The following is a 25,932-nucleotide window of genomic DNA, read 5'->3' on the forward strand; positions in this document are numbered from 1 at the left end:
TGCAGGAGGTTCCTGCATATTGATGGTCTGTAGAGTGACTGGCGTCGGGATGGTGGCTATAGATGAACATCTATACATTTGATTTTGACGAGATAGAAGACCAGGGGGATTTCTACCGTGAGTTTACGCGCGCGTTCGGTCTCGCCCGGGAAAAGGTGGTTGATTTAGATTCTCTGTGGGAGGTGGTTATCGGGGACGTTTTACCGCTGCCGCTGGAGATTGAATTTGTTCATTTGCCGGACAAGCTACGCAGGCGATACGGCGCGCTGATTTTACTGTTCGATGAAGCGGAAGAAGAGCTGGAAGGACAGTTGCGCTTTAACGTTCGTCACTCAATGTAAGGCATAAAAAAGCCCCCGGCAGGCGGGGGCAAGTCGTCGGACTAGACGACGAGGGTTTATTTGTAGAGTTCTGCAGTCGCGTGCCAGTGAGCGCCTTCACGGAGTTCGGTGACGCGATAGCTGCTGGCACCCGCTTTTTCAGCTTTAGCGGCGATGGCCTGACGCATGTCCATTGGTGAGCTACCGATCTGAGATACGGAGATGCTGCCCATGGATTGCAGGTTCTGTGCTTCTTGTGAGTTCACCTGAGTCACTGCGGCGCTTGCACCGAAAGAGAGAACAGAAAGAAGGCTTAAGGTTGCAATAGTTGTTTTGATTTTCATGATATTTACCTCGTCGAATTCTTTTATTGGGGTCTGCGTTTCGTGACCCTCATCACAAAATCAAGTATACACTAATCACTCGATAAATTAATACCACGCTAATTGTTTCCGTGCGGATTAAGTGTTAAGAAAAATATTTTTTATAACCAAACAGAATTAAAAATAGGGTTTTAAACATCGGTTTTATAATAAATTCAATTAAATCAATGAGATATGAATTTTTGCAAAATGTGCGTTTTTAACTCTTCATATTCGCTATGTGAATGACTTTTGACGGTTAAACGCACCATTTGTTAAATCAATGACAGTGGATAATAGAGGGAGGAGGGTGGATACAGAGGTTTTCCCCGCCGCGAGGCGACGGGGAGGAAGTATTACAGTTCTTGTTCGAACAGTTCCAGAATGGCTTCGTACAAATCTTTTACCGTAAAACCCTTAGCTGGGGTGGTGAAGATGGTATCGTCACCGGCAATTGTACCCAGAATCCCTTCCGCTTTACCTAATGAGTCCAGCAGACGTGCAATCAACTGAGCAGCGCCAGGGCTGGTATGAATAACCACAACTGCATCGTTATAATCGATATCCAATACCAGATTTTTCAGTGGACTGGATGTTGTAGGTACCCCTAACTCTGCCGGCAGGCAGTACACCATTTCCATTTTCGCATTGCGGGTACGCACGGCGCCGAACTTGGTCAGCATGCGAGAAACCTTGGACTGATTGATATTATCAAAGCCCTGATCCTGCAACGCGAGGACGATTTCGCCCTGAGAGCTGAACTTTTCTTCTTTAAGCAGCGCTTTAAACGCCTTTACTAATTCTTCTTGTTTTGCCGAGCTTCGCATAAGTCACCCGTAATATGGCGGTAGAAACAACATTATTGTGCATACAGATGAATTTTTATGCAAACAGTCTGCCTTGTTCAAGGCTGAAATAATGTTATGAAAGAGCGGAATTTTATCAAATTTCGTTATCAAGAAACATGCCTGTGTCACGGCTCGCAAATAAGGTTAAAAGTAAATTAAATGTTATCAAATTGATGTTGTTTTGAGAGGTGGGTAGGGTATATTGTCAGCACCTGTTGGAAAGTTGCTCTACTGTGCGGGTGGTTTTGAATTACGTAACTTAGGTTTTATTTTACGTAAGTTAAATGCATAAAAGCCAAATTTGCGTGACTACGCATTCTTGACGCGTGGTTGTTGTATTCGTTGGATTTGTGAATTAAGGTCGCCGCCGCGGAGCAATAGACACTTTGCTTATCAATATAATAAGGAGTTTAGGATGAAAGTTGCAGTCCTCGGCGCTGCTGGTGGTATCGGTCAGGCGCTAGCATTACTGTTAAAAACCCAACTGCCTTCAGGTTCAGAACTCTCCCTGTACGACATCGCTCCAGTAACGCCTGGCGTGGCCGTTGATTTGAGCCATATCCCTACTGCTGTGAAAATCAAAGGCTTCAGCGGCGAAGACGCTACCCCTGCACTGGAAGGTGCTGATGTGGTACTGATCTCTGCGGGTGTCGCACGTAAACCGGGTATGGATCGTTCCGACCTGTTCAACGTTAACGCCGGTATCGTGAAGAACCTGGTGCAGCAGGTTGCTAAAACCTGCCCGAAAGCATGTATCGGTATCATCACCAACCCAGTGAACACGACCGTTGCTATCGCTGCAGAAGTGCTGAAAAAAGCAGGCGTATACGATAAGAACAAACTGTTTGGCGTGACCACGCTGGACATCATCCGCTCCAACACCTTTGTTGCGGAACTGAAAGGCAAGCAGCCTGGTGACGTTGAAGTCCCGGTTATTGGCGGCCACTCTGGCGTGACCATTCTCCCGCTGCTGTCACAAATCCCTGGCGTGAGCTTCACTGAGCAAGAAGCGGCTGACCTGACCAAACGTATCCAGAATGCGGGTACTGAAGTTGTGGAAGCTAAAGCCGGTGGCGGATCTGCAACCCTGTCTATGGGTCAGGCTGCAGCACGTTTCGGCCTGTCACTGGTTCGCGCGCTGAGCGGCGAAAAAGGCGTGGTTGAATGTGCTTACGTTGAAGGCGACGGCCAGTATGCTCGCTTCTTCTCTCAGCCGCTGCTGTTGGGTAAAAACGGCGTAGAAGAACGCCAGTCTATCGGCAAGCTGAGCGCATTTGAGCAGAGCTCGCTGGAAGGTATGCTGGATACGCTGAAGAAAGATATCACCCTGGGTGAAGAGTTCGTTAAATAACGCCTTTATGTAGGCCGAATGACGGTGTTTAACGCTTTATCCGTCCTACAAATATCGCGAATTTGACGCATAAAAAAACCGGAGCTATCTCCGGTTTTTTTACATCATTTCGTTTGTGATTTAGTTTGTAGCCGGGTATTCCTGAATCGTTACCTGCAGCGTCAACTGCTTGTCATCACGCATCACGACAACAGAGATAACCGAACCTGGGCGAATCTCTGCCACCTGGTCCATGGTTTCCAGCGCAGATACTGCCGGTTTGTTATTGACCGAAATAATCAGATCGTTAACCTGAATTCCTGCCTGCGCAGCCGGACCGTCTGGAGCCACTTCGTTAACCACAATCCCCTGAATTTGATCCATCCCGCCGCCCTGGGCGTGCAGTGGCGCAATTTCGCGACCGCTGATGCCGATGTAGCCACGAATCACGCGCCCGTCACGAATCAGCTTATCCATGATTTTGGTTGCCAACTGAAACGGAATAGCAAAGCCGATCCCTTCCGGGGTTTCGCCATCGTTGCTCTTATCAAATGACAGCGTGTTAATACCCATTAACTCGCCCAGCGAGTTGACCAACGCGCCGCCGGAGTTGCCGTGGTTGATGGAGGCATCCGTTTGCAGGAAGTTTTGCCGTCCAGTCGGGTTCAGGCCAATACGACCGGTGGCGCTGATAATCCCCTGAGTGATGGTTTGCCCAAGGTTGTACGGGTTACCAATGGCGAGGACGACATCGCCGATGTGCGGCACGCGTTTGTTATTAATTGGAATTGTCGGCAGTCCGCCAGTCGCGTTGATTTTCAGCACCGCAAGATCGGTTAACGTATCAGAACCCACAAGCAGCGCTTCGAATACACGCCCATCCTGCAACGCGACGATGATTTGGTCGGCATCATTAATGACGTGCTTATTGGTAATGATATAGCCGCGCTGATCCATGATAACGCCTGAGCCGAGTGTGCGGATCTCAAGCTGGTTATGTGCTGTGCTGTTCATACTACGGTTATAAACGTTAACGACGGCAGGCGCTGCACGGCGAACCGCCGGGTTATAGCTGGCGGGCGTTTCATCTGCACTGTCGAACTGTGGCGCGGTAAGCGTATTTATTTTTCGCAGAGAGGGCATCGCGGCCAGCAGAATAGCGCCGACGATTAAACCAATCGCGACCGAACGTAAAAGCTTCACAAACATGATGGCGGCGTCATTAATAAAGGGAACGGCAGCAGCATATCACGAGTTTACCGGACATCACACGGGGGGCTGATGTCCGGTTGCATGCGTTAACGCAGGAGCAGGTAAATACTCTCGTTACCGCGCACTACCTGCAGAGCAATGATCGACGGTTTCGTTTCCAGCACTTTACGCATTTCGGCGATCGAGTTTACACGATCGCGGTTAACGCCAATGATAACGTCATCTTTATGCAGACCGGCCTGCGCGGCTGGGCTACTTTTTTCAACGTTATCAATTTTGATGCCTTTGGTGCCGTCTTTAAGCTGACCGTCACTGAGCGTAGCCCCTTGCAACGCAGGAGCAATCATCTCCGCGCTGGCGGACGATGATGTACTGGTATCCAGGGTTACTTCAACCTCCAGCGGTTTACCGTTACGCAGCAGGCCCAGTTTGACTTTGGTCCCTGGTTCGGTTGTCGCTATGCGTGAACGCAGTTCGGCGAAGCTGTTGAGCGGTTTGCCGTTGAGGCTGGTAATGACATCACCAGACTTCACACCTGCTTTTGCGGAGCCAGAGTTAGGCAGAACCTCGCTGACAAACGCGCCGCGCTGCACGTCCAGTTTGAACGCTTTGGCGATATCGGCAGTCATTTCGGTGCCTTTAATTCCCAGCAGACCACGTTTGATTTCACCAAACTGCATCAGTTGCTGCGCCAGCGTGCGTGCCATATTGCTCGGGATCGCAAAACCAATACCGATGCTACCGCCGCCGGGGGCCAGAATCGCGGTGTTAATGCCAATCAGCTCACCATTGAGGTTAAGCAACGCGCCGCCGGAGTTACCCCGGTTGATGGAGGCATCGGTCTGAATAAAGTTTTCCAGACCTTCCAGGTTCAACCCGCTGCGACCCAAAGCCGATACGATGCCGGAGGTGGCCGTTTGCCCCAAACCAAACGGGTTACCCACGGCCACCGCGAAATCACCGACGCGGAGTTTGTCGGAGTCGGCAATGGCAATTTGCGTCAGGTTGCTGGGGTGTTGAATTTGCAGCAGAGCGATATCGCTCTGGTCGTCGCTGCCGATAAGCTTAGCGTCGAACTCACGGCCATCATTAAGCTGAACGCTGATTTTTTGCGCCTGATTGATGACGTGATTATTGGTCAGGACGTAGCCTTTGGCGGCATCAATGATGACCCCGGAACCCAGCCCTTCAAAAGGTTGTGCAGGTTGATCGGGAAGTTCATCACCAAAAAACTTTTTGAACTCTTCCGGGACTTTCTGCCCCTGAGCGGCGGTGCCTTCGACCCTTACGCTCACTACGGCAGGTAACACTTTCTCCAGCATCGGGGCGAGGCTGGGGAGCGCAGCCTGACCGGGAACCTGGCCGGGAATCGACGCTGCGGCTGGGAATGGCGCCGAGAGAGTTAACCCGACACTTAACGCTAATGCACTCAACAGCTGGGTGTGTTTTTTCATGGATCCTGCTCTCGTACCTTGAGTAAACGGAAGATGATTCAAAACAGTTTGATGTTATTGAATTTTCGGTTTGGTCACAATGAGGCTAACGACTAAATAATAGCTGGGACAGGAAGAGAAGCGGAGGGCGCAATTGCTGCGCCCAATAAATTTCTTAACGATGTGCAGTTAGTCGCGCTTTGCGCCACTACGCAGCAGGCCAGATGCGCCTTCAGAATAGTCACGCGGCATCTGAACCGGCGCCTGATCGTTACCCGCTTCGGACTCTGCCAGACGATTACGGAACGGATTATTTTCCGGTGACATACCCGGCAGCAGGTTGCTGGAGCTTTTAGCCATATGCTGATAGATCTGACGATAATCGTCCGCCATGTTATCCAGCAGTTCAGCGCTGCGGGCAAAGTGGCTCACCAGCTCTTCGCGGTACTCTTCCAGCTCAGCTTTATTTTTTTCCAGTTCGTACTGCAATGCCTGCTGTTGGCGTAATTTACGATTACCAAAACGCATGGCTACAGCACCAATAATGATACCGACGACTAACCCAATTAGCGCATATTCCCAGGTCATGAACATCTCCCGTTGTCTTGTGTTTCCGTAGGGTGTTGGCTTTAGGCTCCATGCCCGCGCCTGATTATGCCACTATAACCGCTAATCCCGTAGAAGTGGAATCCCGTGTTTATATCACGTAATGTAGAACGGCCTTTTTTTCGTCAACCGTGAGCGACGGCACATCGATTCTCAAGGAATAACAATAACATCATGCAAAGCCTTTCCCCGACATCGCGTTACCAGCAAGCCCTCAAAGACGGCAGTCATCAGCCCGACAACGTACAACAAGAAGCAGTGAATCGACTGGAAACAATTTTCCAGGCGCTTTCGACGCCAGCACGTCCTGCGCCGCAGGAGAGCGGACTGATGGCGCGTTTTGGCAAATTGCTGGGAAAACGTGGGTCACCGACCAATGCGCCGGTGCGTGGTCTGTATATGTGGGGCGGAGTCGGGCGCGGAAAAACGTGGCTGATGGATCTGTTCTTCCATAGCCTGCCGGGCGGGCGTAAACAGCGTTTGCACTTTCACCGTTTTATGCTGCGCGTCCATGAAGAGCTTACGGCCCTGCAGGGGCAGAGCGATCCGCTGGAAATCATTGCCGACCGCTTTAAGGCTGAAACGGACGTGCTGTGCTTTGACGAATTTTTTGTTTCTGACATCACCGACGCCATGCTGCTCGGCGGTCTGATGAAGGCGCTGTTTGCCCGTGGTATTACGCTGGTGGCAACCTCCAATATTCCGCCTGATGAGCTGTATCGCAACGGTTTGCAACGCACGCGTTTTCTTCCTGCCATTGATGCCATCAAACAGCATTGTGACATCATGAATGTCGATGCTGGCGTCGATTATCGTCTGCGCACCTTAACGCAGGCGCATTTGTGGTTGTCGCCACTGAATGAGGAAACCCGCCAGCAGATGGACAAGCTCTGGCTGGCATTAGCGGGAACGAAAGGTGAACACGCTCCGACGCTGGAGATCAATCATCGTCCGATGCAGACGCTGGCCGTCGAAAACCAAACGCTGGCGGTGTCGTTCACCACGCTCTGTGTCGATGCACGTAGTCAGCATGACTACATTGCGCTATCGCGTCTGTTTCATACGGTGCTGTTGTCTGATGTGCCGGTCATGACGACGCTGATGGAGAGTGAAGCGCGGCGTTTTATCGCACTGGTGGATGAGTTCTACGAACGCCACGTTAAGCTGGTGGTCAGTGCGGCCTCACCTCTTTATGAAATCTATCAGGGCGAGCGTCTGAAGTTTGAATTTCAGCGTTGTTTGTCGCGTTTGCAGGAGATGCAAAGCGAAGAGTATCTGAAGCGGGAACATTTAGCCGGTTAAACCTGCCGCAAATCACATAAAGGGGTCGATCTTTGACCCTGACTTCTCTATAATCTTGCGACCCCACGTTACGAGAGAGTTTTTTTCCCAAAACTTTCTATGCGCCGGCATAGGCTATTCGAAGGGGTAGGTTTGCTGGACAATGTCGTGTGAACCTCAACTGACAAAACGTTTGGGTGTTCACCAACGTGTAACTTATTTATTTGGGTAAGCTTTTAATGAAAACTTTTACAGCTAAACCAGAAACCGTAAAACGCGACTGGTATGTTGTTGACGCGACCGGTAAAACTCTGGGCCGTCTGGCTTCCGAACTGGCTCTGCGCCTGCGCGGTAAGCACAAAGCGGAATATACTCCGCACGTAGATACCGGTGATTACATCATCGTTCTGAACGCTGACAAAGTTGCTGTAACTGGCAACAAGCGTACTGACAAAGTGTACTATCACCACACCGGTCACATCGGCGGTATCAAACAAGCGACCTTTGAAGAGATGATTGCTCGCCGTCCTGAGCGTGTGCTTGAAATCGCGGTTAAAGGCATGCTGCCAAAAGGCCCGCTGGGTCGTGCTATGTTCCGTAAACTGAAAGTTTACGCTGGCAACGAGCACAACCACGCGGCACAGCAACCGCAAGTTCTTGACATCTAATCGGGATTATAGGCAATGGCTGAAAATCAATACTACGGCACTGGTCGCCGCAAAAGTTCCGCAGCTCGCGTTTTCATCAAACCGGGCAGTGGTAAAATCGTAATCAACCAACGTTCTCTGGAACAGTACTTCGGTCGTGAAACTGCCCGCATGGTAGTTCGTCAGCCGCTGGAACTGGTCGACATGGTTGAGAAACTGGATCTGTACATCACTGTTAAAGGTGGTGGTATCTCTGGTCAGGCTGGTGCGATCCGTCACGGTATCACCCGCGCTCTGATGGAGTACGACGAATCCCTGCGTGGCGAACTGCGTAAAGCTGGCTTCGTTACCCGTGATGCTCGTCAGGTTGAACGTAAGAAAGTCGGTCTGCGTAAAGCACGTCGTCGTCCTCAGTTCTCCAAACGTTAATTGTACTCTGCTTCGGCAGACAACAATTTGCGAAAAAACCCGCTTCGGCGGGTTTTTTTATCGTTACTGCTCTCCGTATAACCACGGTAATCCGCTGATTGCCACCTCTTTTTCCCCATTTCAAGAATCGACTCACCACAAAGGTCACAAAATCTGGTAAACTATCATCCAATTTTCTGCCCAAATGTCCGGTATCGTTCATTTTTTGTTTGTATTTTGAACAGTAATGGCTTTCCCGAATATGGGTGACATCACTTCTGGCTGGCCACTTAGTGGCTGGTAGCAGTAAAAATTCTGAATATACCTGGAGGTTTTCATGGCTGTCGCTGCCAACAAACGTTCGGTAATGACGCTGTTTTCTGGTCCTACTGACATCTATAGCCATCAGGTCCGCATTGTGCTGGCTGAGAAAGGTGTTAGTTTCGAGATTGAGCATGTGGAGAAGGACAATCCACCGCAGGATCTGATCGACCTCAACCCGAATCAGAGCGTACCGACACTGGTGGATCGTGAGCTGACCCTGTGGGAATCTCGCATCATTATGGAATACCTGGATGAGCGCTTCCCGCATCCGCCGCTGATGCCGGTTTACCCGGTTGCGCGTGGTGAAAGCCGCCTGTACATGCAGCGTATTGAAAAAGACTGGTACACGCTGATGAACGTCATCGTGAACGGTTCTGCTTCTGAAGCCGAAGTCGCGCGTAAGCGTCTGCGTGAAGAACTGCTGGCAATTGCACCAGTATTTGGCCAGAAACCTTACTTCCTGAGCGACGAGTTCAGCCTGGTAGACTGCTACCTGGCGCCGCTGCTGTGGCGTTTACCGCAGCTGGGCATTGAATTCAACGGTGCAGGTTCGAAAGAACTGAAAGGGTACATGACTCGCGTCTTTGAACGTGATTCTTTCCTGGCTTCTCTGACTGAGCCTGAACGTGAAATGCGTCTGGGCCGGGGTTAACCTGTATGGATTTGCCACAGCTAACACCACGCCGTCCGTATCTGCTGCGCGCATTCTATGAGTGGTTGTTAGACAACCAGCTTACGCCGCACCTGGTGGTGGATGTGACGCTTCAGGACGTGCAGGTTCCTATGGAATATGCGCGTGATGGGCAAATTGTTCTGAATATCGCACCGCGTGCGGTGGGTAACCTGGAACTGGCTAACGATGAAGTGCGCTTTAACGCGCGCTTCGGTGGTGTGCCGCGTCAGGTTTCTGTACCGCTGGCGGCAGTTCTGGCAATTTATGCTCGTGAAAATGGCGCCGGTACTATGTTCGAGCCGGAGGCCGCCTACGACGAAGATGTCGCCAGCTTAAATGATGACGACAACGACGCAACTGGTTTTGAAAGTGAAACGGTCATGTCGGTCATTGATGGCGATAAGCCTGACAATGGCGACGACAACGATCCGGATGACACTCCGCCGCCGCCTCGCGGTGGGCGTCCAGCGCTACGCGTAGTGAAATAAAAAACAGGCCCTTTGGGGCCTGTTCTGTTTTCTGCCTTCGGGATCAGTAAAACAGCGTGATGGTGGCTATCATATTGACCACAAATCCCACCGCCATCGGAATGGCCGTACGTTTTACCACTTCAAAGGGCGATACGCCCGCAATACCTGATGTCACCACAATGACCGCTGTAATGGGGGATACCGCCCGGGCCAGCGTAGTAGCAAAATGCATCGGCATAATCATCACTACCGCAGGAATATGTAGTCCGGCGGCAATATCTGGAATCAGGCTGGCAAAAGACATAAACGGCGCGTTACCTGACCCCATGACAATCGCACAGGCGGCAATGACCACGGCCATGATGATCATCACGCCGATACCGCCAAGGCCGGAATGCTCTGCACCTTTTATTACGGCGTCGACAGTCCCGATAGTCGTCAACCCTTTCGCAAAGATCTCACCGGCGACCACCAGCGTGACAACGTTGGCAAACTGGGTTCCCATGCCATCAAAGAAGGCCTGCACGTCATCCATCGTTTCGCGCAGATTATGTTTATGCAGGAACTCGACAAACATCGTCAGCGTCATGCTCATCAGCATGACCACCACCAGATTCAGCTCTGTTTTCATTAACCCCATATGTGCCAGGGCAAGCGAGCCCAACATCAGAAGCAACGGCATGACGGGTAGAATGGCGTAATAGAGAGGTGGCACGTTTTCCAGCGTCTTTTGTTCAGCGAATCCGTTGCTTTCCGGGAATGCTTTTTTATCAAACTGCCGCTGAACGAAAAAATGTGCAATAGCGACGGCGACGATAACGCACGATGCGACGGGTAACTGATAGTGAAAGAAGTAGGTAGCGATTTTCATGCCCGCCACCTGCGCGGCAAAAATAGAGTTGGTTTCCAGAATGCCCCATTCAATTGACATTGAAGTGGCAATGACCGCCACCGCGGATAAACGGCTCACGCCAAGACTGACCAGCGTCGGGAACAGCGTCACCATCAGCAGCATGCCTAACCCGGAAGCGCTGGTGATGAACTGCGCCATGATCTGACCAATCACATAGGTGGCGGCAAGAACAACATAGGGTGAGCGGATTAGCTTAAGCGGGCGGCTTAACAGGCTAACCATCGCTCTGCTGGCCCCCATCCTGTCCATATAACGGGCATAACCACCTACTGCCATGATTGATAACCCTAGTCCGGCCGCCCGATTGGAAAGCATACGCAGAATTTCGTTGTAAATATCGACCAGTAGATAGCCGCTGCTCTTGTCGTTAGCGACCAGCGCACCGTAGCCTAGCCAGACGCCGCAGATCATCAGGAAGATCCCCGCGGCTGCCAGCACTACCTGCGGTTTGTAGTTTTTGAGGATCAGGTAACCCATCGTTAATAAAACGATGACAGAGATAATGATGCCGAACATTGTTTCACTCCATGCCAGAGAAGAAGATAAATCCGGTAATAACGCTGTTGTCCAAACGGATGTTATATTTTTTCGGGCGATTTTTATGGAGTGAATATCTTATTTTTAATTCGATGTTTAAATTATTTATCGTTATAAAATAGATGGTTATGATAATTTATCACGTTCATATTCATAAATTTCACGAAGCGAATATGATTGTTTTCAATTAAAGATAAGCTGAATGTTTTAGCGTAACAAAATATCCGGATGCGTTAGACCGCCAATAAGCCCGACAGTCTGATTGACCATCATTTCACCCTGCTTTCGATCCTGTGTTAGGATAAACCCGCTGTTATTTGTCACCACGACTTAGCTGAATGGGCCCTATGAACGCATTTGATTCGCAAGCTGAAGACTCTCCATCCACCATTGGCCGTAGCTTACGCAACCGCCCGCTGGCGCGTAAAAAGCTGTCTGAAATGGTTGAAGAAGAACTGGAGCAGATGATTCGTCGTCGGGAATTTGGCGAGGGCGAACAGTTACCGTCTGAGCGGGAACTGATGGCCTTCTTTAACGTGGGCCGTCCTTCTGTACGAGAAGCGCTGGCAGCGTTAAAACGCAAAGGTCTGGTGCAAATCAACAATGGCGAGCGCGCCCGCGTTTCGCGTCCTTCAGCTGATACCATTATCAGCGAGCTGTCCGGTATGGCGAAAGATTTCCTCGCGCATCCCGGCGGCATTGCCCACTTCGAACAGCTGCGACTGTTCTTTGAATCCAGCCTGGTTCGATACGCCGCAGAACATGCGACGGATGAGCAAATCGACAGACTGGCGAAAGCACTGGAGATCAACAGCCAGTCACTCGATGACAATACGCTGTTCATTCGCTCGGACGTTGATTTTCATCGCATACTGGCGGAGATCCCGGGCAATCCCATCTTTATGGCTATCCATGTTGCGCTGTTAGACTGGCTGATTGCCGCCCGTCCGACCGTAGCCGACCAAGAGTTGTATGAGCACAATAACGTGAGTTATCAGCAGCATATCGCTATTGTGGACGCGATTCGTCAGCGCGACCCTGAGGAAGCTGACCGCGCACTGCAAGAACATCTCAACAGCGTTTCCGCTACCTGGCACGCCTTCAGCAAAAGTAAAAAATTGCGTAAGTAATCGCGATCCTGACGATCGTTTAGTGAGACAGATCGCACTATAAGCGTTCTGTATTGTATTGCTGCTTATTTGATCTGGTATAACAGGTATAAAGGTATGCAGTCAGATAACACTAATCATCATCAGAGGTAGCTATGGCAAGAGATTTAAAAGGCGTAATGCCAGCGTTGTTAACCCCATTCGATAGCCAACAGCGACTGGACATTGAGAGCCTGCGCCGCCTGGTGCGTTTCAACATTGGGCAAGGGATCGACGGGCTCTATGTCGGTGGGTCTACGGGTGAGGCATTTGTCCAAAACCGCGTTGAGAGAGAGCAGGTACTGGAAATTGTTGCCGAAGAAGCGAAAGGCAAGGTGACGCTGATCGCTCACGTTGGCACAGTGAGTACCGAAGAGAGCCAACAGCTGGCGAGTGCCGCGCATCGCTACGGCTTTGATGCGGTTTCAGCCGTCACACCGTTTTACTATCCGTTCAGCTTTGAAGAGCACTGCGATCACTACCGTGGAATTATTGATTCCGCTGATGGCTTGCCGATGGTGGTCTATAACATCCCGGCGCTGAGCGGCGTAAAACTGACGCTGGATCAAATCAACACGCTGGTGACGTTGCCGGGCGTTGGCGCGCTGAAGCAAACCTCAGGCGATCTCTATCAGATGGAACAGATCCGCCGCGCTCACCCCGATCTGGTGCTTTATAACGGTTATGACGAGATCTTCGCTTCTGGTCTGCTGGCGGGCGCTGATAGCGGTATCGGTAGCACTTACAACATTATGGGATGGCGTTATCTGGGAATTGTGAAAGCGCTCAAAGAAGGCGACATCCGGACGGCGCAAAAGCTGCAAACCGAGTGCAATAAGGTTATCGATCTGCTCATTAAGGTTGGCGTGTTCCGCGGCCTGAAGACGGTATTGCACTATATGGACGTGGTTTCTGTTCCGCTGTGCCGTAAACCATTTGCCCCGGTAGATGAACAATATCTGCCGGAACTGAAAGCGCTGGCCCAGCAATTAATGCTGGAACGCGACTGATCGGACGCCGGATAGCACAATGCTTATCCGGCCTGCAAAAACAAGACTCGTAGGCCGGATAAGGCGAATCCGCCATCCGGCACCACAACGAAAATAAAGATCGTCGGGAGAGTAAAATGAGTACTTCTACCCAGAGCATCCCGTGGTATCGCCATCTCAATCGGGCACAATGGCGGGCATTTTCTGCCGCCTGGCTGGGATATTTGCTTGATGGTTTTGATTTTGTATTAATCGCCCTTGTGCTGACGGAAGTACAAGGCGAATTCGGACTGACGACGGTACAAGCGGCCAGTCTGATTTCGGCTGCTTTTATCTCCCGCTGGTTTGGTGGGTTAATGCTGGGAGCGATGGGCGACCGTTATGGACGCCGCCTGGCGATGGTCACCAGTATCATTCTGTTCTCTGTGGGGACGCTGGCCTGCGGCTTCGCGCCGGGCTACACCACCATGTTTATCGCCCGCCTGGTTATCGGTATGGGGATGGCTGGTGAGTACGGCTCCAGCGCAACTTATGTTATTGAAAGCTGGCCCAGGCACCTGCGAAACAAAGCCAGCGGCTTCCTGATTTCCGGCTTCTCTGTAGGCGCAGTGATCGCCGCCCAGGTCTACAGCCTGGTGGTCCCGGTCTGGGGATGGCGCGCGCTGTTCTTCATCGGCATTTTGCCGATTATCTTCGCCCTCTGGCTGCGTAAAAATATTCCGGAAGCGGAAGACTGGAAAGAGAAACACGAAGGCAAAGCGCCGGTACGCACGATGGTGGACATTCTCTACCGGGGCGAACATCGGGTTATCAATATTGTGATGACTCTCGCCGCCGCAACCGCGCTGTGGTTCTGCTTTGCAGGCAACCTGCAAAATGCGGCTATCGTGGCGGTCCTTGGCCTGATATGCGCGTTTATCTTCATTAGTTTTATGGTGCAAAGCAGCGGGAAACGCTGGCCGACGGGCGTCATGCTGATGGTGGTTGTGCTGTTTGCCTTCCTTTACTCGTGGCCGATTCAGGCGCTGCTGCCAACCTATCTGAAAACTGAACTGCTGTATGACCCTTCCACTGTCGCCAGGGTGCTCTTCTTTAGCGGCTTTGGCGCGGCGGTCGGTTGTTGCGTCGGTGGTTTTCTTGGCGACTGGCTGGGCACGCGTAAGGCCTATGTCTGCAGTCTGCTGGCTTCGCAGTTGCTGATTATTCCAGTGTTTGCGATTGGCGGCTCAAACGTCTGGGTACTGGGTTTACTGCTGTTTTTCCAGCAAATGCTCGGTCAGGGGATCTCCGGGATCTTACCAAAACTGATTGGCGGCTATTTCGATACCGACCAGCGTGCGGCGGGTCTGGGCTTCACCTACAACGTGGGTGCACTGGGCGGGGCGCTGGCACCGATCATCGGTGCGCTGATTGCCCAACGACTGGATCTGGGCACCGCGTTGGGATCGCTCTCTTTCGGCCTGACATTTGTGGTGATCCTGCTGATTGGTCTCGATATGCCGTCTCGCGTACAGCGCTGGCTGCGGCCTGAAGCATTGCGTACGCATGATGCCATTGATGGCAAACCGTTTAGCGGGGCCGTGCCGTTCGGCGGCGACAAAAGCACCATGGTGAAATCCAAAAGTTAATCCGTTTGCCCGGTCCTGCGCCGGGCAATAGTCATAAGGGAATAAGCATGTCGTTACTTGAACAACTGGATATCAAGATTGCCGCGAACGGCGGGCTGATTGTCTCCTGCCAGCCTGTTCCTGACAGCCCGTTAGATAAACCGGAAATTGTTGCGGCGATGGCGCTGGCCGCAGAACAGGCTGGCGCGGTGGCGTTACGCATTGAAGGGGTGGAAAACCTGAAAGCGACCAGGGCGGTAGTTTCGGTGCCGATTATCGGCATTCTCAAACGTGACCTTGATGACTCTCCGGTTCGCATCACCGCATATCTCGAGGATGTTGATGCGTTAGCGCAGGCAGGCGCTGACATCATCGCCATCGACGGTACCGATCGCGTACGTCCGGTACCTGTAGAAACCTTACTGGCACGTATTCATCATCACCAACGCCTTGCGATGGCTGACTGTTCGTCCATGGCGGATGGCATGGCCTGCCAGAAACTCGGTGCCGAAATCATTGGCACTACCCTTTCTGGTTATACCACGCCAGAAACGCCCGAAGAGCCGGATCTGGCTCTGGTGAAGTCTTTAAGTGACGCGGGTTGTCGGGTGATTGCTGAAGGGCGTTACAACACGCCAGCGCAGGCCGCTGAGGCGATGCGTCATGGCGCATGGGCGGTGACAGTCGGCTCAGCCATTACCCGGCTGGAGCACATTTGCCAGTGGTACAACACAGCGCTTAAAAAGGCGGTGCTATGACCACGCTGTCGATTGATATTGGCGGCACCAAACTGGCTGTCGCACTGGTAGACAGCAGCCTGCAAATTCAAGAGCGTCATGAATTGCCGACGCCCGCCAGCAAAACACCGGATGCTCTGCGTACCGCGTTACAAGCACTGGTTGCGCCGCTACAGGGGCAGGCAACGCGGGTGGCGATCGCCTCAACGGGGATTATCCGCGACGGTTCTCTACTGGCGCTGAACCCGCACAACCTCGGCGGGCTGCTGCATTTTCCTCTGGTGCAAACGCTAAAAGATCTCACCGCTTTGCCGACGCTGGCAGTCAATGACGCGCAGGCCGCGGCGTGGGCTGAGTATCATGCGCTTGGCGGCGAGTACCGCGATATGGTGTTTATCACAGTCTCCACCGGTGTAGGCGGCGGGGTGGTAAGTGATGGGAAGCTGCTGACCGGGATTGGCGGTCTGGCCGGGCATCTGGGACATACGCTGGCTGATCCGCATGGGCCGGTGTGCGGTTGCGGGCGTGTGGGTTGTGTCGAGGCGATCGCTTCCGGTCGTGGGATCGCGGCGGCTGCCGAAGGCGCGCTTGCTGGATGCGACGCAAAAACCATTTTTAGCCGCGCCGGGCAGGGTGATGAGCAGGCCAGTCGGTTGATCCATCGTTCGGCACGTACATTGGCAAGGCTTGTCGCCGATGTGAAGGCCACGATCGATTGCCAGATTGTGGTGATTGGCGGCAGCGTGGGGCTGGCAGAAGGGTATCTGGCGCTGGTGGAAAACTATCTGGCACAAGAGCCTTCGGCTTACCACGTAGAATTACGGGCGGCGCATTACCGTCATGACGCTGGATTACTGGGGGCCGCGCTGTTGGCCCAGGGAGATTGATTATGATGTCAGATGAGTTGCGTTCATTGCCTTCTGCCGGATTACATCCGGTCTTGCAGCAGGCGTTAACGCTGGCTGTTGCGGCGAATCCGCAGGAGAAAACGCCAGGGCGCTACGAGTTGCAGGGCGATAATATTTTTATGAATGTTATGCAATTTGCAACGCAGAGCCCGGAGCAAAAGAAAGCGGAACTGCACAGGGAGTACATTGATATTCAGGTGCTGTTATCTGGTGAAGAACGCATTCTGTTCGGGATGGCTGATTCTGCTCGTCAGTGCGAAGAGATGCACGTGGAGGATGATTATCAGCTGTGTAGCCAGATTGCCGATGAGCAGGCGATGGTACTGAAGCCGGGAAGATTTGTGATTTTTATGCCGGGCGAGCCGCATAAGCCGGGCTGCGTGGTACAGGCTCCGATGGACATCAAAAAGGTGGTGATCAAGGTGCGCGCCAGTTTATTACACACCTGACGATGAGAGTGACGGTGTCGGATGGCAAGGCTTGCGCCATCCGACACCGGATATTACAACCTAGCGCTTAAACGTCACCGCTTCTGGCTGCGTCAGATGCAGCGTCGTTTGGCTCGGCACAGTCTCGGCAATGATTCGCCCGTGACGAATGGAATAACGTGCAGGCGTCTGGCGACGAACCGCGTCAAACCCATTCTCTGCCGGTAAAATCACCAGGTTCGCGGAATTCCCCACGCTCAGACCGTAGTCCTGCAGGTGCAGGGTTTTCGCGCTGTGGGTGGTGATCAGATTCAGGCCATCGTTAATTTGTCCGTATCCCATCAGCTGGCACACATGTAACCCCATGTGCAGTACCTGCAGCATATTCGCGGTGCCCAGCGGATACCACGGATCGAAGACGTCATCATGGCCGAAGCAGACGTTGATCTCCGCCTCCAGCATCTCTTTGACGCGTGTGACGCCGCGGCGTTTAGGATACGTGTCAAAGCGCCCTTGCAGGTGAATATTCACCAGTGGATTCGCGACAAAGTTAATGCCGGACATTTTCAACAGGCGGAAAAGACGGGAAGCATACGCGCCGTTATAGGAGTGCATTGCCGTAGTATGGCTGGCGGTCACGCGCTCGCCCATATTGTCGCGATGGGCCAGCGCCGCGACGGTTTCAACAAAGCGTGATTGCTCATCGTCAATTTCGTCACAGTGCACGTCGATAAGTCTGTCGTATTTTTGCGCGAGGGCGAAAATTTTGTGCAACGACTCCACGCCATATTCACGCGTAAATTCAAAGTGGGGGATAGCGCCAATGACGTCGGCCCCCAAACGCACGGCCTCCTCTAATAACGCTTCACCGTTGGGATAAGAAAGAATGCCCTCTTGCGGGAACGCGACAATCTGTAGCTCTACCCACGGAGCGACTTCTTGCTTCACCTCCAGCATGGCTTTCAGCGCGGTCAGCGTTGGGTCGGAAACGTCAACGTGAGTGCGGACATACTGGATGCCGTTGGCCATCTGCCACTTAAGAGTCTGCATGGCGCGCGCTTTCACGTCATCGTGAGTGAGCATTGCCTTACGTTCGGCCCAGCGCTCAATGCCTTCAAATAACGTACCAGACTGGTTCCAGCTCGGCTCCCCCGCGGTTTGCGTGGTATCCAGGTGGATATGTGGCTCAACGAACGGTGGGATTGCCAGGCCACCTTCGGCATCAAGCACTTCCCCCTGCGGCAACGTAACGGCGTCCTGAGCCTCAATTCGGCTGAAGCGTCCGTTTTCAACCGTGAGCTGCCACAATCCTTCGCGTCCCTGTAAACGCGCCTGACGAATGGTGATGTTATTATTCTGCATGGCTGACCTCTGGTGATTTAGCAAGGCTGCGATTGAAAAGTGGGTTCAGCAGGATATAGCTGAATACGCCGCCGAGTACGGCGTTGACGGGCACGATACCGGGAATATAGTGACCGGCGGCAATGCCCAGTGCAACGGACAGGATAGCTATCCAGTTTACGGAAATAAATTGTGCTTTGCTGAAGTCGGCATATCGGCGATGGTTCAGCAGATAGTCGGCGATAATCACTCCACCAATTGGAGGAATCGCTGCCGACAAAAATGTCAGCCAACCGACAAAGTTATTGTAAAGCCACAGTGCGCACAGTGTGCCGATAATACCGTTAGCCACCGACAACGAACGGCTGGAAAGGCCGGTAATATTGGCAAATCCCAAACCTGAAGCGTAGAGCGCATTGTCGTTGGTGGTCCAGATATTCAGGCCGAGAACCACAATTGCGGGCAGCAGCAGGCCCTGAGCAATCATTACGTCAGAGATGTCCGCCTGTCCAACAGCGGCGGCACCCGCAGCGCCGAAGATAAACATCAACGAGTTGCCAAGGAAAAATGCCACCATGGCAATCAGTACCGCACCTTTGGCGTTGCGGCCAAAGCGGACAAAGTCGGCGGTTAACGTGCCTGCGCTGATAAATGAGCCGACCACCAGCGCCAGTGCGGTGGAGAAATTCAGCGGTGTCTGCGGCACTATCGCTTTTAAATGGTCTAAACCGCCGACATCGCTCACCGCCAGCCAGACGGAGTAGCTGCCAAGAACGACGATGGCAGGTACGGCGATGATAGATAAAACGGTCAGCGCCGAGATGCCAAAAAAGATAGTCAGGGTCATCAACAGACCGGAAACCGCAATCAGAACATTGACGTCAATCCCCGTCGCTTTGCCAACCGGGATAGCAAACATGGCCACACCAACGCCAAACCAGCCTACCTGTGTACCGCCTAAGAGCAGTGAGGGAAGCCATGAACCTTTCAAACCAAATGAGTAACGTGCCAGAAGGTGGGTTGAGAGCCCTGTTTTTGCGCCGATAAAACCGAGAAATGCAGTGTAAATACCGAGGAGAAGATTACCGAAGAGAACTGCAAGGAAGAAATCATTATAGGAAAGACCGGTACCGAGTGTGCCACCGGTCCACATACTGGCGGAAAAAAATGTGAGTCCCAACATGACAAACGTTAGTGGAATCACGCCCTTCCGCGCCGCCAGAGGGACGGGGCCCTGGCTATAATTGTTGTCCTGCGACACAACGCCTCCATGAATTTTGCCCAAAAAATCCGCCGCATAATATACAGTTCTCAGAATAAAGCAAACGTTTCCGTATGTTTTTTTAGTTCTCTTTCACGGTGTTGATAGAGGGGAGGGGGCAGGGGTATTGCGAGGAATCTGGCATCTCATCAGCGTTTGAAGATGAGATGCCAGAGGACGCTTACTTACACTTCCAGGTAGTTCAGGATACCGTCTGCCGCTTTACGACCTTCGGCAATCGCGGTGACTACAAGATCCGAACCACGCACGATGTCGCCACCAGCGAAGATTTTTGGGTTGCTGGTCTGGAAGGCGTTATCGCTGCGTTCCGGAGCAATAATACGGCCCTGAGAATCCAGCTCGACGCTGTGCTCTTTCAGCCACTCCATACTGTGCGGGCGGAAGCCAAACGCCAGTACCACCGCATCAGCTGGAACAACGTGCTCGGAACCGGCGACGATCTCCGCGCGGCGACGCCCCTTCGCATCCGGTTCGCCCATTTCGGTGCGCGCCATTTTCACGCCGCACACTTTACCGTTGGCATTCACTTCCACGCCTAAAGGCTGGACGTTGAACTGGAACTCGACGCCTTCTTCACGCGCGTTTTTCACCTCGCGTTTGGAACCCGGCATGTTCTCTTCGTCGCGGCGATAGGCGCAGATTACGTGTGCCGCGTTCTGGCGAACCGAGGTCCGCACGCAGTCCATCGCGGTATCGCCACCGCCGAGAACAACGACGCGTTTGCCTTCCATGCTGATGTACGGCTCGTCACTGCTTTCGCCAAATCCCATCAACTGTTTGGTATTGGCGATCAGGAACGGCAGGGCATCAAATACGCCGGAAGCGTCTTCGTTTTCCAGCCCACCGCGCATCGACTGATAGGTACCTACGCCAAGGAACACGGCATCGTAATCCTTCAGCAGATCGTTGAGCTGCACGTCGCGGCCCACTTCCACGTTTAGTTTGAACTCAATACCCATATCGGTGAAGATTTCACGGCGACGGGTCATGACCTCTTTCTCCAGCTTGAATGCCGGGATCCCGAAGGTCAGCAGACCGCCGATTTCCGGGTGGCGGTCAAATACCACCGCCTTCACGCCGTTGCGGGTCAGCACATCAGCACAGGCCAGGCCCGCCGGACCTGCACCGATGATCGCCACGCGCTTGTCCGTCTGGCGAACGCCAGTCATATCCGGACGCCAGCCCATCTCGAACGCTTTATCGTTGATATAGCGCTCTATGTTGCCGATAGTCACCGCACCGAACTCATCGTTTAGCGTGCAGGATCCTTCACAAAGACGATCCTGCGGGCACACTCGGCCACAGACTTCCGGCAGAGTGTTAGTCTGGTGCGACAGTTCTGCCGCTTCAAAAATACGTCCCTCATTCGCCAGCTTAAGCCAGTTCGGGATGTAGTTATGTACCGGGCACTTCCACTCGCAGTACGGGTTGCCGCAGGAAAGACAGCGATCTGCCTGTGCTTTGGCCTGGCCTTCAGAAAACGGCTCGTAGATCTCGATAAATTCGATCTTACGGATCTTCAGCGGTTTCTTCGGTGGATCAACGCGCTGCAGGTCGATAAATTGGTATACGTTCTGACTCATTGCTGCTACCCCTTACTGCGCCTGCACACGCAGCTCTGCTGCGCTACGACTACGGTGACCCAACAGTGCTTTCACATCACTGGATTTCGGTTTTACCAGCGCGAATTTCGCCGAGAATGCTGGCCAGTTCGCCAGGATCTCTTCGCCGTGTGAAGAACCGGTATGTTGTACGTGCTCGGTAATCAGACCGCGCAGGTGTTCCTCATGAATAGCCAGCGAGTCCACGCTCAGTACTTCTACCAGTTCCGGGTTCACGCGTTTGCGGAATTCACCGTCTTCGTCGAGCACGTAGGCGAATCCGCCGGTCATGCCCGCACCGAAGTTGACGCCGGTTTTGCCGAGAATACACACGATGCCGCCGGTCATATATTCACAGCCGTTGTCGCCAATACCTTCAACCACGGTAATAGCGCCGGAGTTACGCACCGCAAAACGCTCACCCGCACGACCCGCAGCAAATAGGCGGCCACCGGTAGCACCATACAGGCAGGTGTTACCAATGATGCTCGCCTCATGGCTACGGAAAGCAGAGCCAACCGGAGGACGCACTGCCAGCAGGCCGCCCGCCATGCCTTTACCGACATAGTCGTTGGCATCGCCTGTCAGATACAGCTCCACGCCGCCCGCGTTCCACACGCCGAAGCTCTGGCCTGCGGTACCGCTGAAGTGCGCTTTAATCGGGTCAGATGCCAGCCCCTGATCGCCGTGCGTCTGAGCGATATAGCCCGACAGCGATGCGCCGACGGAACGGTCGGTGTTGCGGATATCGAACCAGAAGGTTTTGCTCTGGCGCTCATCGACAAACGGTTTCGCCTGCTGTAACAGCTGGGCGTTCAGCACGCCGTTATCAAACGGCGGATTGTTTTCAGTGCAATGCAGCGCTTTACCTGGATGCGGTTCAGCGGTTTCCAGCAGACGAGACAGCTCCAGTTTCTGCTGCTTGGCGGTAAACCCTTCCAGCTCTTTGAGCAGGTCGGTACGACCAATCAGATCCACCAGACGTTTCACGCCCAGTTGCGCCATCAGCTCGCGAGTTTCGCGGGCGATAAATTCAAAGTAGTTAGTCACTTTGAACGGCAGGCCGTGATAGTGGTTCTTACGCAGTTTGTCATCCTGAGTTGCCACGCCGGTTGCGCAGTTGTTCAGATGGCAAATACGCAGGTATTTACAGCCCAGCGCGACCATGGGGCCGGTGCCGAAACCGAAGCTTTCTGCACCCAAAATTGCCGCTTTAATGATATCGACGCCGGTTTTCAGACCGCCATCGACCTGCAGACGGATCTTGTGACGCAAACCGTTAGCCACCAGCGCCTGCTGGGTTTCCACCAGACCGAGTTCCCACGGGCAGCCCGCATATTTCACTGAGGAGAGCGGACTTGCACCGGTACCGCCATCGTAGCCGGCAATGGTAATTAGATCCGCATAGGCTTTCGCCACGCCGGTGGCGATGGTACCGACGCCTGGTTCAGAAACCAGCTTCACCGAGATCATCGCTTTCGGGTTGACCTGTTTCAGGTCGAAAATCAGCTGCGCTAAGTCCTCGATAGAGTAGATATCGTGGTGCGGCGGTGGGGAGATCAGCGTCACGCCCGGCACCGAATAACGCAGTTTGGCGATGTACGGGGTGACTTTATCACCCGGTAACTGACCGCCTTCGCCCGGCTTCGCGCCTTGAGCGACTTTAATCTGAATGACATCAGCATTGACCAGGTACGCTGGGGTTACGCCAAAGCGACCGGAAGCCACCTGCTTAATGCGCGACACCTTGTTAGTGCCGTAGCGCGCCGGATCTTCGCCGCCTTCACCGGAGTTCGAGTTACCGCCGATGCTGTTCATGGCTTCGGCCAGCGCCTCGTGTGCTTCCGGGCTTAATGCCCCGATAGACATCGCTGCGGTATCAAAGCGTTTAAACAGTTCGGTTGCGGGTTCTACTTCGCTAATGCTTACGGCTTCATCGCCAGGTGTAATCGCCAGCAGATCGCGCAGCGTGGCCGCCGGACGCTCATTGACCAGCTTTGCATATTCCTGATAGTCGCTGTACTCGCCGCTTTGTACTGCCTGTTGCAGCGTGCGCACCACGTCCGGGTTGTAGGCGTGGTATTCGCCGCCGTGAACGTACTTCAGCAAACCGCCCTGGCTGATAGGCTTACGCGCCAGCCAGGCATGTTTGGAGAGGTTCAGCAGATCCTGCTGGAAGTCGGTAAAACCCGCGCCGCTGATGCGACTGACCACGCCCTGGAAGCATAAAGCCACAACATCATCGTGCAGACCAACGGCTTCAAACAGCTTCGAGCAGCGGTAAGAGGCGATGGTCGAGATGCCCATTTTGGACATGATTTTGTACAGACCCTTGTTGATGCCGTTACGGTAGTTCAGCATCACGGTCCGGTAATCTTTGGCAATCGCCTGAGTGTCGATCAGACGTCCCAGCGTTTCATACGCCAGATACGGATAAATGGCCGTCGCGCCAAAACCGAGCAGAACGGCAAAATGGTGCGGGTCACGGGCGCTGGCGGTTTCAACGATGATGTTGGCATCGCAACGCAGGCTTTGTTCTACCAGACGTGTTTGTACTGCGCCAACGGCCATCGGTGCCGGAACCGGCAAGCGGTTTTTTGCGATATTACGGTCAGAGAGCACCAGCAGCACCGTGCCGTTACGCACCATCTGTTCAGCCTTATCGCACAATGCTTTGACGGTCTCTTCGAGCGTGGTTTCGGTCACGTCGAAGGTGATATCCAGTCGGTCAGCGCGATAATGCTCCTCTTTCATGGTGGTGAGCTGGGTGAAATCGGAGTACAGCAGGATCGGCGACTTAAAGCTCAGACGGTGCGCCTGACCTTCGGCTTCGCAGAAGACGTTCATCTCACGACCGATGCTGGTGGCCAGCGACATGACGTGCGCTTCACGCAGCGGGTCGATCGGCGGGTTGGTGACCTGGGCAAACTGCTGGCGGAAGTAGTCATAAATGATGCGCGGCTGGCTGGAGAGCACGGCAAACGGGGTATCATCACCCATTGAACCGACCGCTTCCTGACCATTTTCACCGAGCACGCGGATAACGGAATCCAGCTCTTCAGCGCTGTAGTTAAACTGTTTCTGGTAGCTGGCGAGGGTGTCATCGTCCAGTTCACGGCTGCCGACCTGATCGTCAGCCAGGTCTTCGAAAGGCACCAGACGGCGGACGTTCTTCTCCATCCACTCTTTGTAGGGGTGGCGGCTTTTCAGATCGTCATCGGTTTCAGCCGAATGCAGAATGCGCCCGCTGCGGGTATCGATAACCATCAGCTCCCCAGGGCCGACGCGACCTTTCTCAACCACTTCATCCGGCTGATAATCCCAGATCCCGACTTCAGAAGCGCAGGTAATCAGCTTGTCTTTGGTGATGACGTAGCGCGCCGGACGCAGGCCGTTGCGGTCAAGGTTACAGGCGGCAAAGCGACCGTCGGACATAACGATACCCGCCGGACCATCCCACGGCTCCATGTGCATGGAGTTAAAGTCGAAGAACGCGCGCAGCTCCGGGTCCATATCTGGGTTGTTCTGCCAGGCCGGCGGCACCAGTAGACGCATGGCGCGGATGATATCCATCCCACCAGCCAGCAGCAGTTCCAGCATGTTATCCATCGAGCTGGAGTCGGAGCCGGTTTCGTTAACGAACGGTGCGGCGTCGTGCAGATCAGGGATCAGTGGCGTCTGGAATTTATAGGTACGAGCGCGCGCCCACTGGCGGTTGCCGGTGATGGTGTTGATTTCACCATTGTGCGCCAGGTAGCGAAACGGTTGCGCCAGCGGCCAGCGTGGTACGGTGTTGGTGGAGAAGCGCTGGTGGAACAGGCAGATGGCCGATTCCAGACGCAGGTCCGCCAGGTCCAGGTAAAAGCGCGGCAGATCCGCCGGCATACACAGACCTTTATAGATATTGACCAGGTTCGACAAGCTACAGACGTAGAAGTCTTTATCTTCCTGGAGGCGTTTTTCGATACGACGGCGCGCGATGAACAGGCGACGCTCCATATCACGCGGACGCCAGCCCGCAGGGGCATTAACAAAAATTTGCTCGATACGAGGCAGGGAGGAGAGCGCAATTTCACCGAGAACACCTTCGTTAGTCGGCACGTCGCGCCAGCCGACAATCGACAGGGTCTCCTGCTGTAATTCTTCTTCTACAATGCGACGAGAAGCCGCTGCCAGCTCAGCGTCTTTATTTAAAAAGATCATGCCGACGGCGTAGTTTTTGGCTAAACGCCAGCCGCGCTCTTGCGCTACGATGCGGAAAAAGCGGTCAGGTTTTTGTAACAGCAGGCCGCAACCATCGCCGGTTTTTCCATCGGCAAGAATTGCGCCACGGTGCTGCATGCGGGCCAGTGCGTGTATGGCGGTACGCACTACCTTGTGGCTAGGTTCGCCTTCTATGTGGGCGATCAGGCCGAAACCACAGTTATCCCTCTCAAGGGATTTATCGTACAACATATCAGTGAACCTCCCCAGGCTCTGCGGGATTCCCATCTGGACCGTTGCGCACGGGCACACCAAGAGCATGGC

The 25,932-nt window shown here is 53.4% G+C and carries 23 protein-coding genes; 13 read left to right on the plus strand and 10 right to left on the minus strand.

What is annotated here, in order from left to right; genetic code table 11:
- Nucleotides 1-62 precede the first annotated feature (62 nt).
- A complete protein-coding gene (locus B9P82_RS17875) occupies nt 63-341 on the plus strand; it encodes a barstar family protein (protein WP_016154709.1) in 279 nt (92 codons plus the stop codon).
- A gap of 56 nt (nt 342-397) precedes the next feature.
- Here B9P82_RS17875 and yhcN read toward each other — a convergent pair whose 3' ends face one another.
- Both yhcN and argR read right to left on the minus strand, forming a co-directional pair.
- Nucleotides 398-664 carry a peroxide/acid stress response protein YhcN gene (gene yhcN, locus B9P82_RS17880; protein ID WP_003025165.1) on the minus strand — a complete coding sequence of 89 codons (267 nt, stop codon included), beginning with the start codon at nt 662-664 and terminating at the stop codon, nt 398-400.
- 374 nt (nt 665-1,038) lie between these two features.
- Entirely contained in the window at nt 1,039-1,509 is a 471-nt protein-coding gene (gene argR / locus B9P82_RS17885) for a transcriptional regulator ArgR (protein ID WP_003025162.1), read from the minus strand.
- Between the two features lie 436 nt (nt 1,510-1,945).
- Between argR and mdh the strand changes: the two genes are divergently transcribed.
- Nucleotides 1,946-2,881, plus strand: coding sequence for a malate dehydrogenase (gene mdh / locus B9P82_RS17895; protein ID WP_008785953.1), 936 nt, complete (start codon nt 1,946-1,948; stop codon nt 2,879-2,881).
- Between the two features lie 120 nt (nt 2,882-3,001).
- Here the strand turns inward: mdh and degS are convergent, their stop codons facing one another.
- From degS to zapG, 3 genes are all read right to left on the minus strand, one after another.
- On the minus strand, nt 3,002-4,069 hold the full coding sequence (degS, locus tag B9P82_RS17900; RefSeq protein ID WP_003025154.1) for an outer membrane-stress sensor serine endopeptidase DegS: 1,068 nt from the start codon (nt 4,067-4,069) through the stop codon (nt 3,002-3,004).
- 89 nt (nt 4,070-4,158) lie between these two features.
- Nucleotides 4,159-5,526, minus strand: coding sequence for a serine endoprotease DegQ (gene degQ, locus B9P82_RS17905; protein ID WP_016154708.1), 1,368 nt, complete (start codon nt 5,524-5,526; stop codon nt 4,159-4,161).
- A gap of 168 nt (nt 5,527-5,694) precedes the next feature.
- Complete coding sequence (gene zapG / locus B9P82_RS17910; protein WP_003025147.1) at nt 5,695-6,093, minus strand: Z-ring associated protein ZapG; 399 nt, start codon at nt 6,091-6,093, stop codon at nt 5,695-5,697.
- 192 nt (nt 6,094-6,285) lie between these two features.
- On the opposite strand from zapG, the gene zapE reads away from it, so the two are divergent.
- From zapE to sspB, 5 genes are all read left to right on the plus strand, one after another.
- Nucleotides 6,286-7,413, plus strand: coding sequence for a cell division protein ZapE (zapE, locus tag B9P82_RS17915; protein WP_101700715.1), 1,128 nt, complete (start codon nt 6,286-6,288; stop codon nt 7,411-7,413).
- 218 nt (nt 7,414-7,631) lie between these two features.
- A complete protein-coding gene (gene rplM / locus B9P82_RS17920; RefSeq protein ID WP_003025141.1) occupies nt 7,632-8,060 on the plus strand; it encodes a 50S ribosomal protein L13 in 429 nt (142 codons plus the stop codon).
- A 15-nt stretch (nt 8,061-8,075) separates the two neighbouring features.
- The gene (gene rpsI / locus B9P82_RS17925) at nt 8,076-8,468 is read left to right on the plus strand and encodes a 30S ribosomal protein S9 (protein WP_003025138.1); all 393 of its coding nucleotides are present in this window, start codon (nt 8,076-8,078) and stop codon (nt 8,466-8,468) included.
- Nucleotides 8,469-8,784: 316 nt separating this feature from the next.
- Complete coding sequence (gene sspA, locus B9P82_RS17940) at nt 8,785-9,423, plus strand: stringent starvation protein SspA (protein WP_003025132.1); 639 nt, start codon at nt 8,785-8,787, stop codon at nt 9,421-9,423.
- A 5-nt stretch (nt 9,424-9,428) separates the two neighbouring features.
- Nucleotides 9,429-9,932 (plus strand): ClpXP protease specificity-enhancing factor, encoded by a 504-nt coding sequence (gene sspB, locus B9P82_RS17945; RefSeq protein ID WP_047358534.1) that lies wholly within the window; start codon nt 9,429-9,431, stop codon nt 9,930-9,932.
- 43 nt (nt 9,933-9,975) lie between these two features.
- Here sspB and dcuC read toward each other — a convergent pair whose 3' ends face one another.
- Complete coding sequence (dcuC, locus tag B9P82_RS17950) at nt 9,976-11,343, minus strand: anaerobic C4-dicarboxylate transporter DcuC (protein WP_019077796.1); 1,368 nt, start codon at nt 11,341-11,343, stop codon at nt 9,976-9,978.
- Between the two features lie 359 nt (nt 11,344-11,702).
- On the opposite strand from dcuC, the gene nanR reads away from it, so the two are divergent.
- The 6 genes from nanR (at nt 11,703) to nanQ (ending at nt 17,202) form a co-directional block, all read left to right on the plus strand.
- Entirely contained in the window at nt 11,703-12,494 is a 792-nt protein-coding gene (gene nanR / locus B9P82_RS17955) for a transcriptional regulator NanR (protein ID WP_016154704.1), read from the plus strand.
- A gap of 134 nt (nt 12,495-12,628) precedes the next feature.
- Nucleotides 12,629-13,522 (plus strand): N-acetylneuraminate lyase, encoded by an 894-nt coding sequence (nanA, locus tag B9P82_RS17960; protein ID WP_101700716.1) that lies wholly within the window; start codon nt 12,629-12,631, stop codon nt 13,520-13,522.
- A 116-nt stretch (nt 13,523-13,638) separates the two neighbouring features.
- Nucleotides 13,639-15,129, plus strand: a complete 1,491-nt coding sequence (nanT, locus tag B9P82_RS17965; RefSeq protein ID WP_016154702.1) for a sialic acid transporter NanT — start codon at nt 13,639-13,641, stop codon at nt 15,127-15,129.
- A gap of 47 nt (nt 15,130-15,176) precedes the next feature.
- Nucleotides 15,177-15,866 carry an N-acetylmannosamine-6-phosphate 2-epimerase gene (locus B9P82_RS17970; protein ID WP_019077794.1) on the plus strand — a complete coding sequence of 230 codons (690 nt, stop codon included), beginning with the start codon at nt 15,177-15,179 and terminating at the stop codon, nt 15,864-15,866.
- Complete coding sequence (gene nanK, locus B9P82_RS17975) at nt 15,863-16,732, plus strand: N-acetylmannosamine kinase (RefSeq protein ID WP_101700717.1); 870 nt, start codon at nt 15,863-15,865, stop codon at nt 16,730-16,732. Before B9P82_RS17970 ends, nanK begins: the two co-directional genes overlap by 4 nt.
- Before the next feature lie 2 nt (nt 16,733-16,734).
- Nucleotides 16,735-17,202 (plus strand): N-acetylneuraminate anomerase, encoded by a 468-nt coding sequence (nanQ, locus tag B9P82_RS17980; protein WP_047358529.1) that lies wholly within the window; start codon nt 16,735-16,737, stop codon nt 17,200-17,202.
- 60 nt (nt 17,203-17,262) lie between these two features.
- Here nanQ and B9P82_RS17985 read toward each other — a convergent pair whose 3' ends face one another.
- The 4 genes from B9P82_RS17985 to gltB form a co-directional block, all read right to left on the minus strand.
- Nucleotides 17,263-18,543, minus strand: a complete 1,281-nt coding sequence (locus B9P82_RS17985) for a cytosine deaminase (protein ID WP_047358528.1) — start codon at nt 18,541-18,543, stop codon at nt 17,263-17,265.
- Nucleotides 18,533-19,783 (minus strand): cytosine permease, encoded by a 1,251-nt coding sequence (gene codB / locus B9P82_RS17990; RefSeq protein WP_016154697.1) that lies wholly within the window; start codon nt 19,781-19,783, stop codon nt 18,533-18,535. The genes B9P82_RS17985 and codB overlap by 11 nt, the downstream gene beginning before the upstream one ends.
- A 185-nt stretch (nt 19,784-19,968) precedes the next feature.
- Entirely contained in the window at nt 19,969-21,387 is a 1,419-nt protein-coding gene (locus B9P82_RS18000; RefSeq protein WP_047358526.1) for a glutamate synthase small subunit, read from the minus strand.
- A 12-nt stretch (nt 21,388-21,399) separates the two neighbouring features.
- The gene (gene gltB / locus B9P82_RS18005) at nt 21,400-25,860 is read right to left on the minus strand and encodes a glutamate synthase large subunit (protein WP_049040924.1); all 4,461 of its coding nucleotides are present in this window, start codon (nt 25,858-25,860) and stop codon (nt 21,400-21,402) included.
- Between the last annotated feature and the right edge of the window lie 72 nt (nt 25,861-25,932).

It is taken from the genome of Citrobacter sp. L55 (genome assembly GCF_002850715.1).
Taxonomy (GTDB): domain Bacteria; phylum Pseudomonadota; class Gammaproteobacteria; order Enterobacterales; family Enterobacteriaceae; genus Citrobacter; species Citrobacter braakii.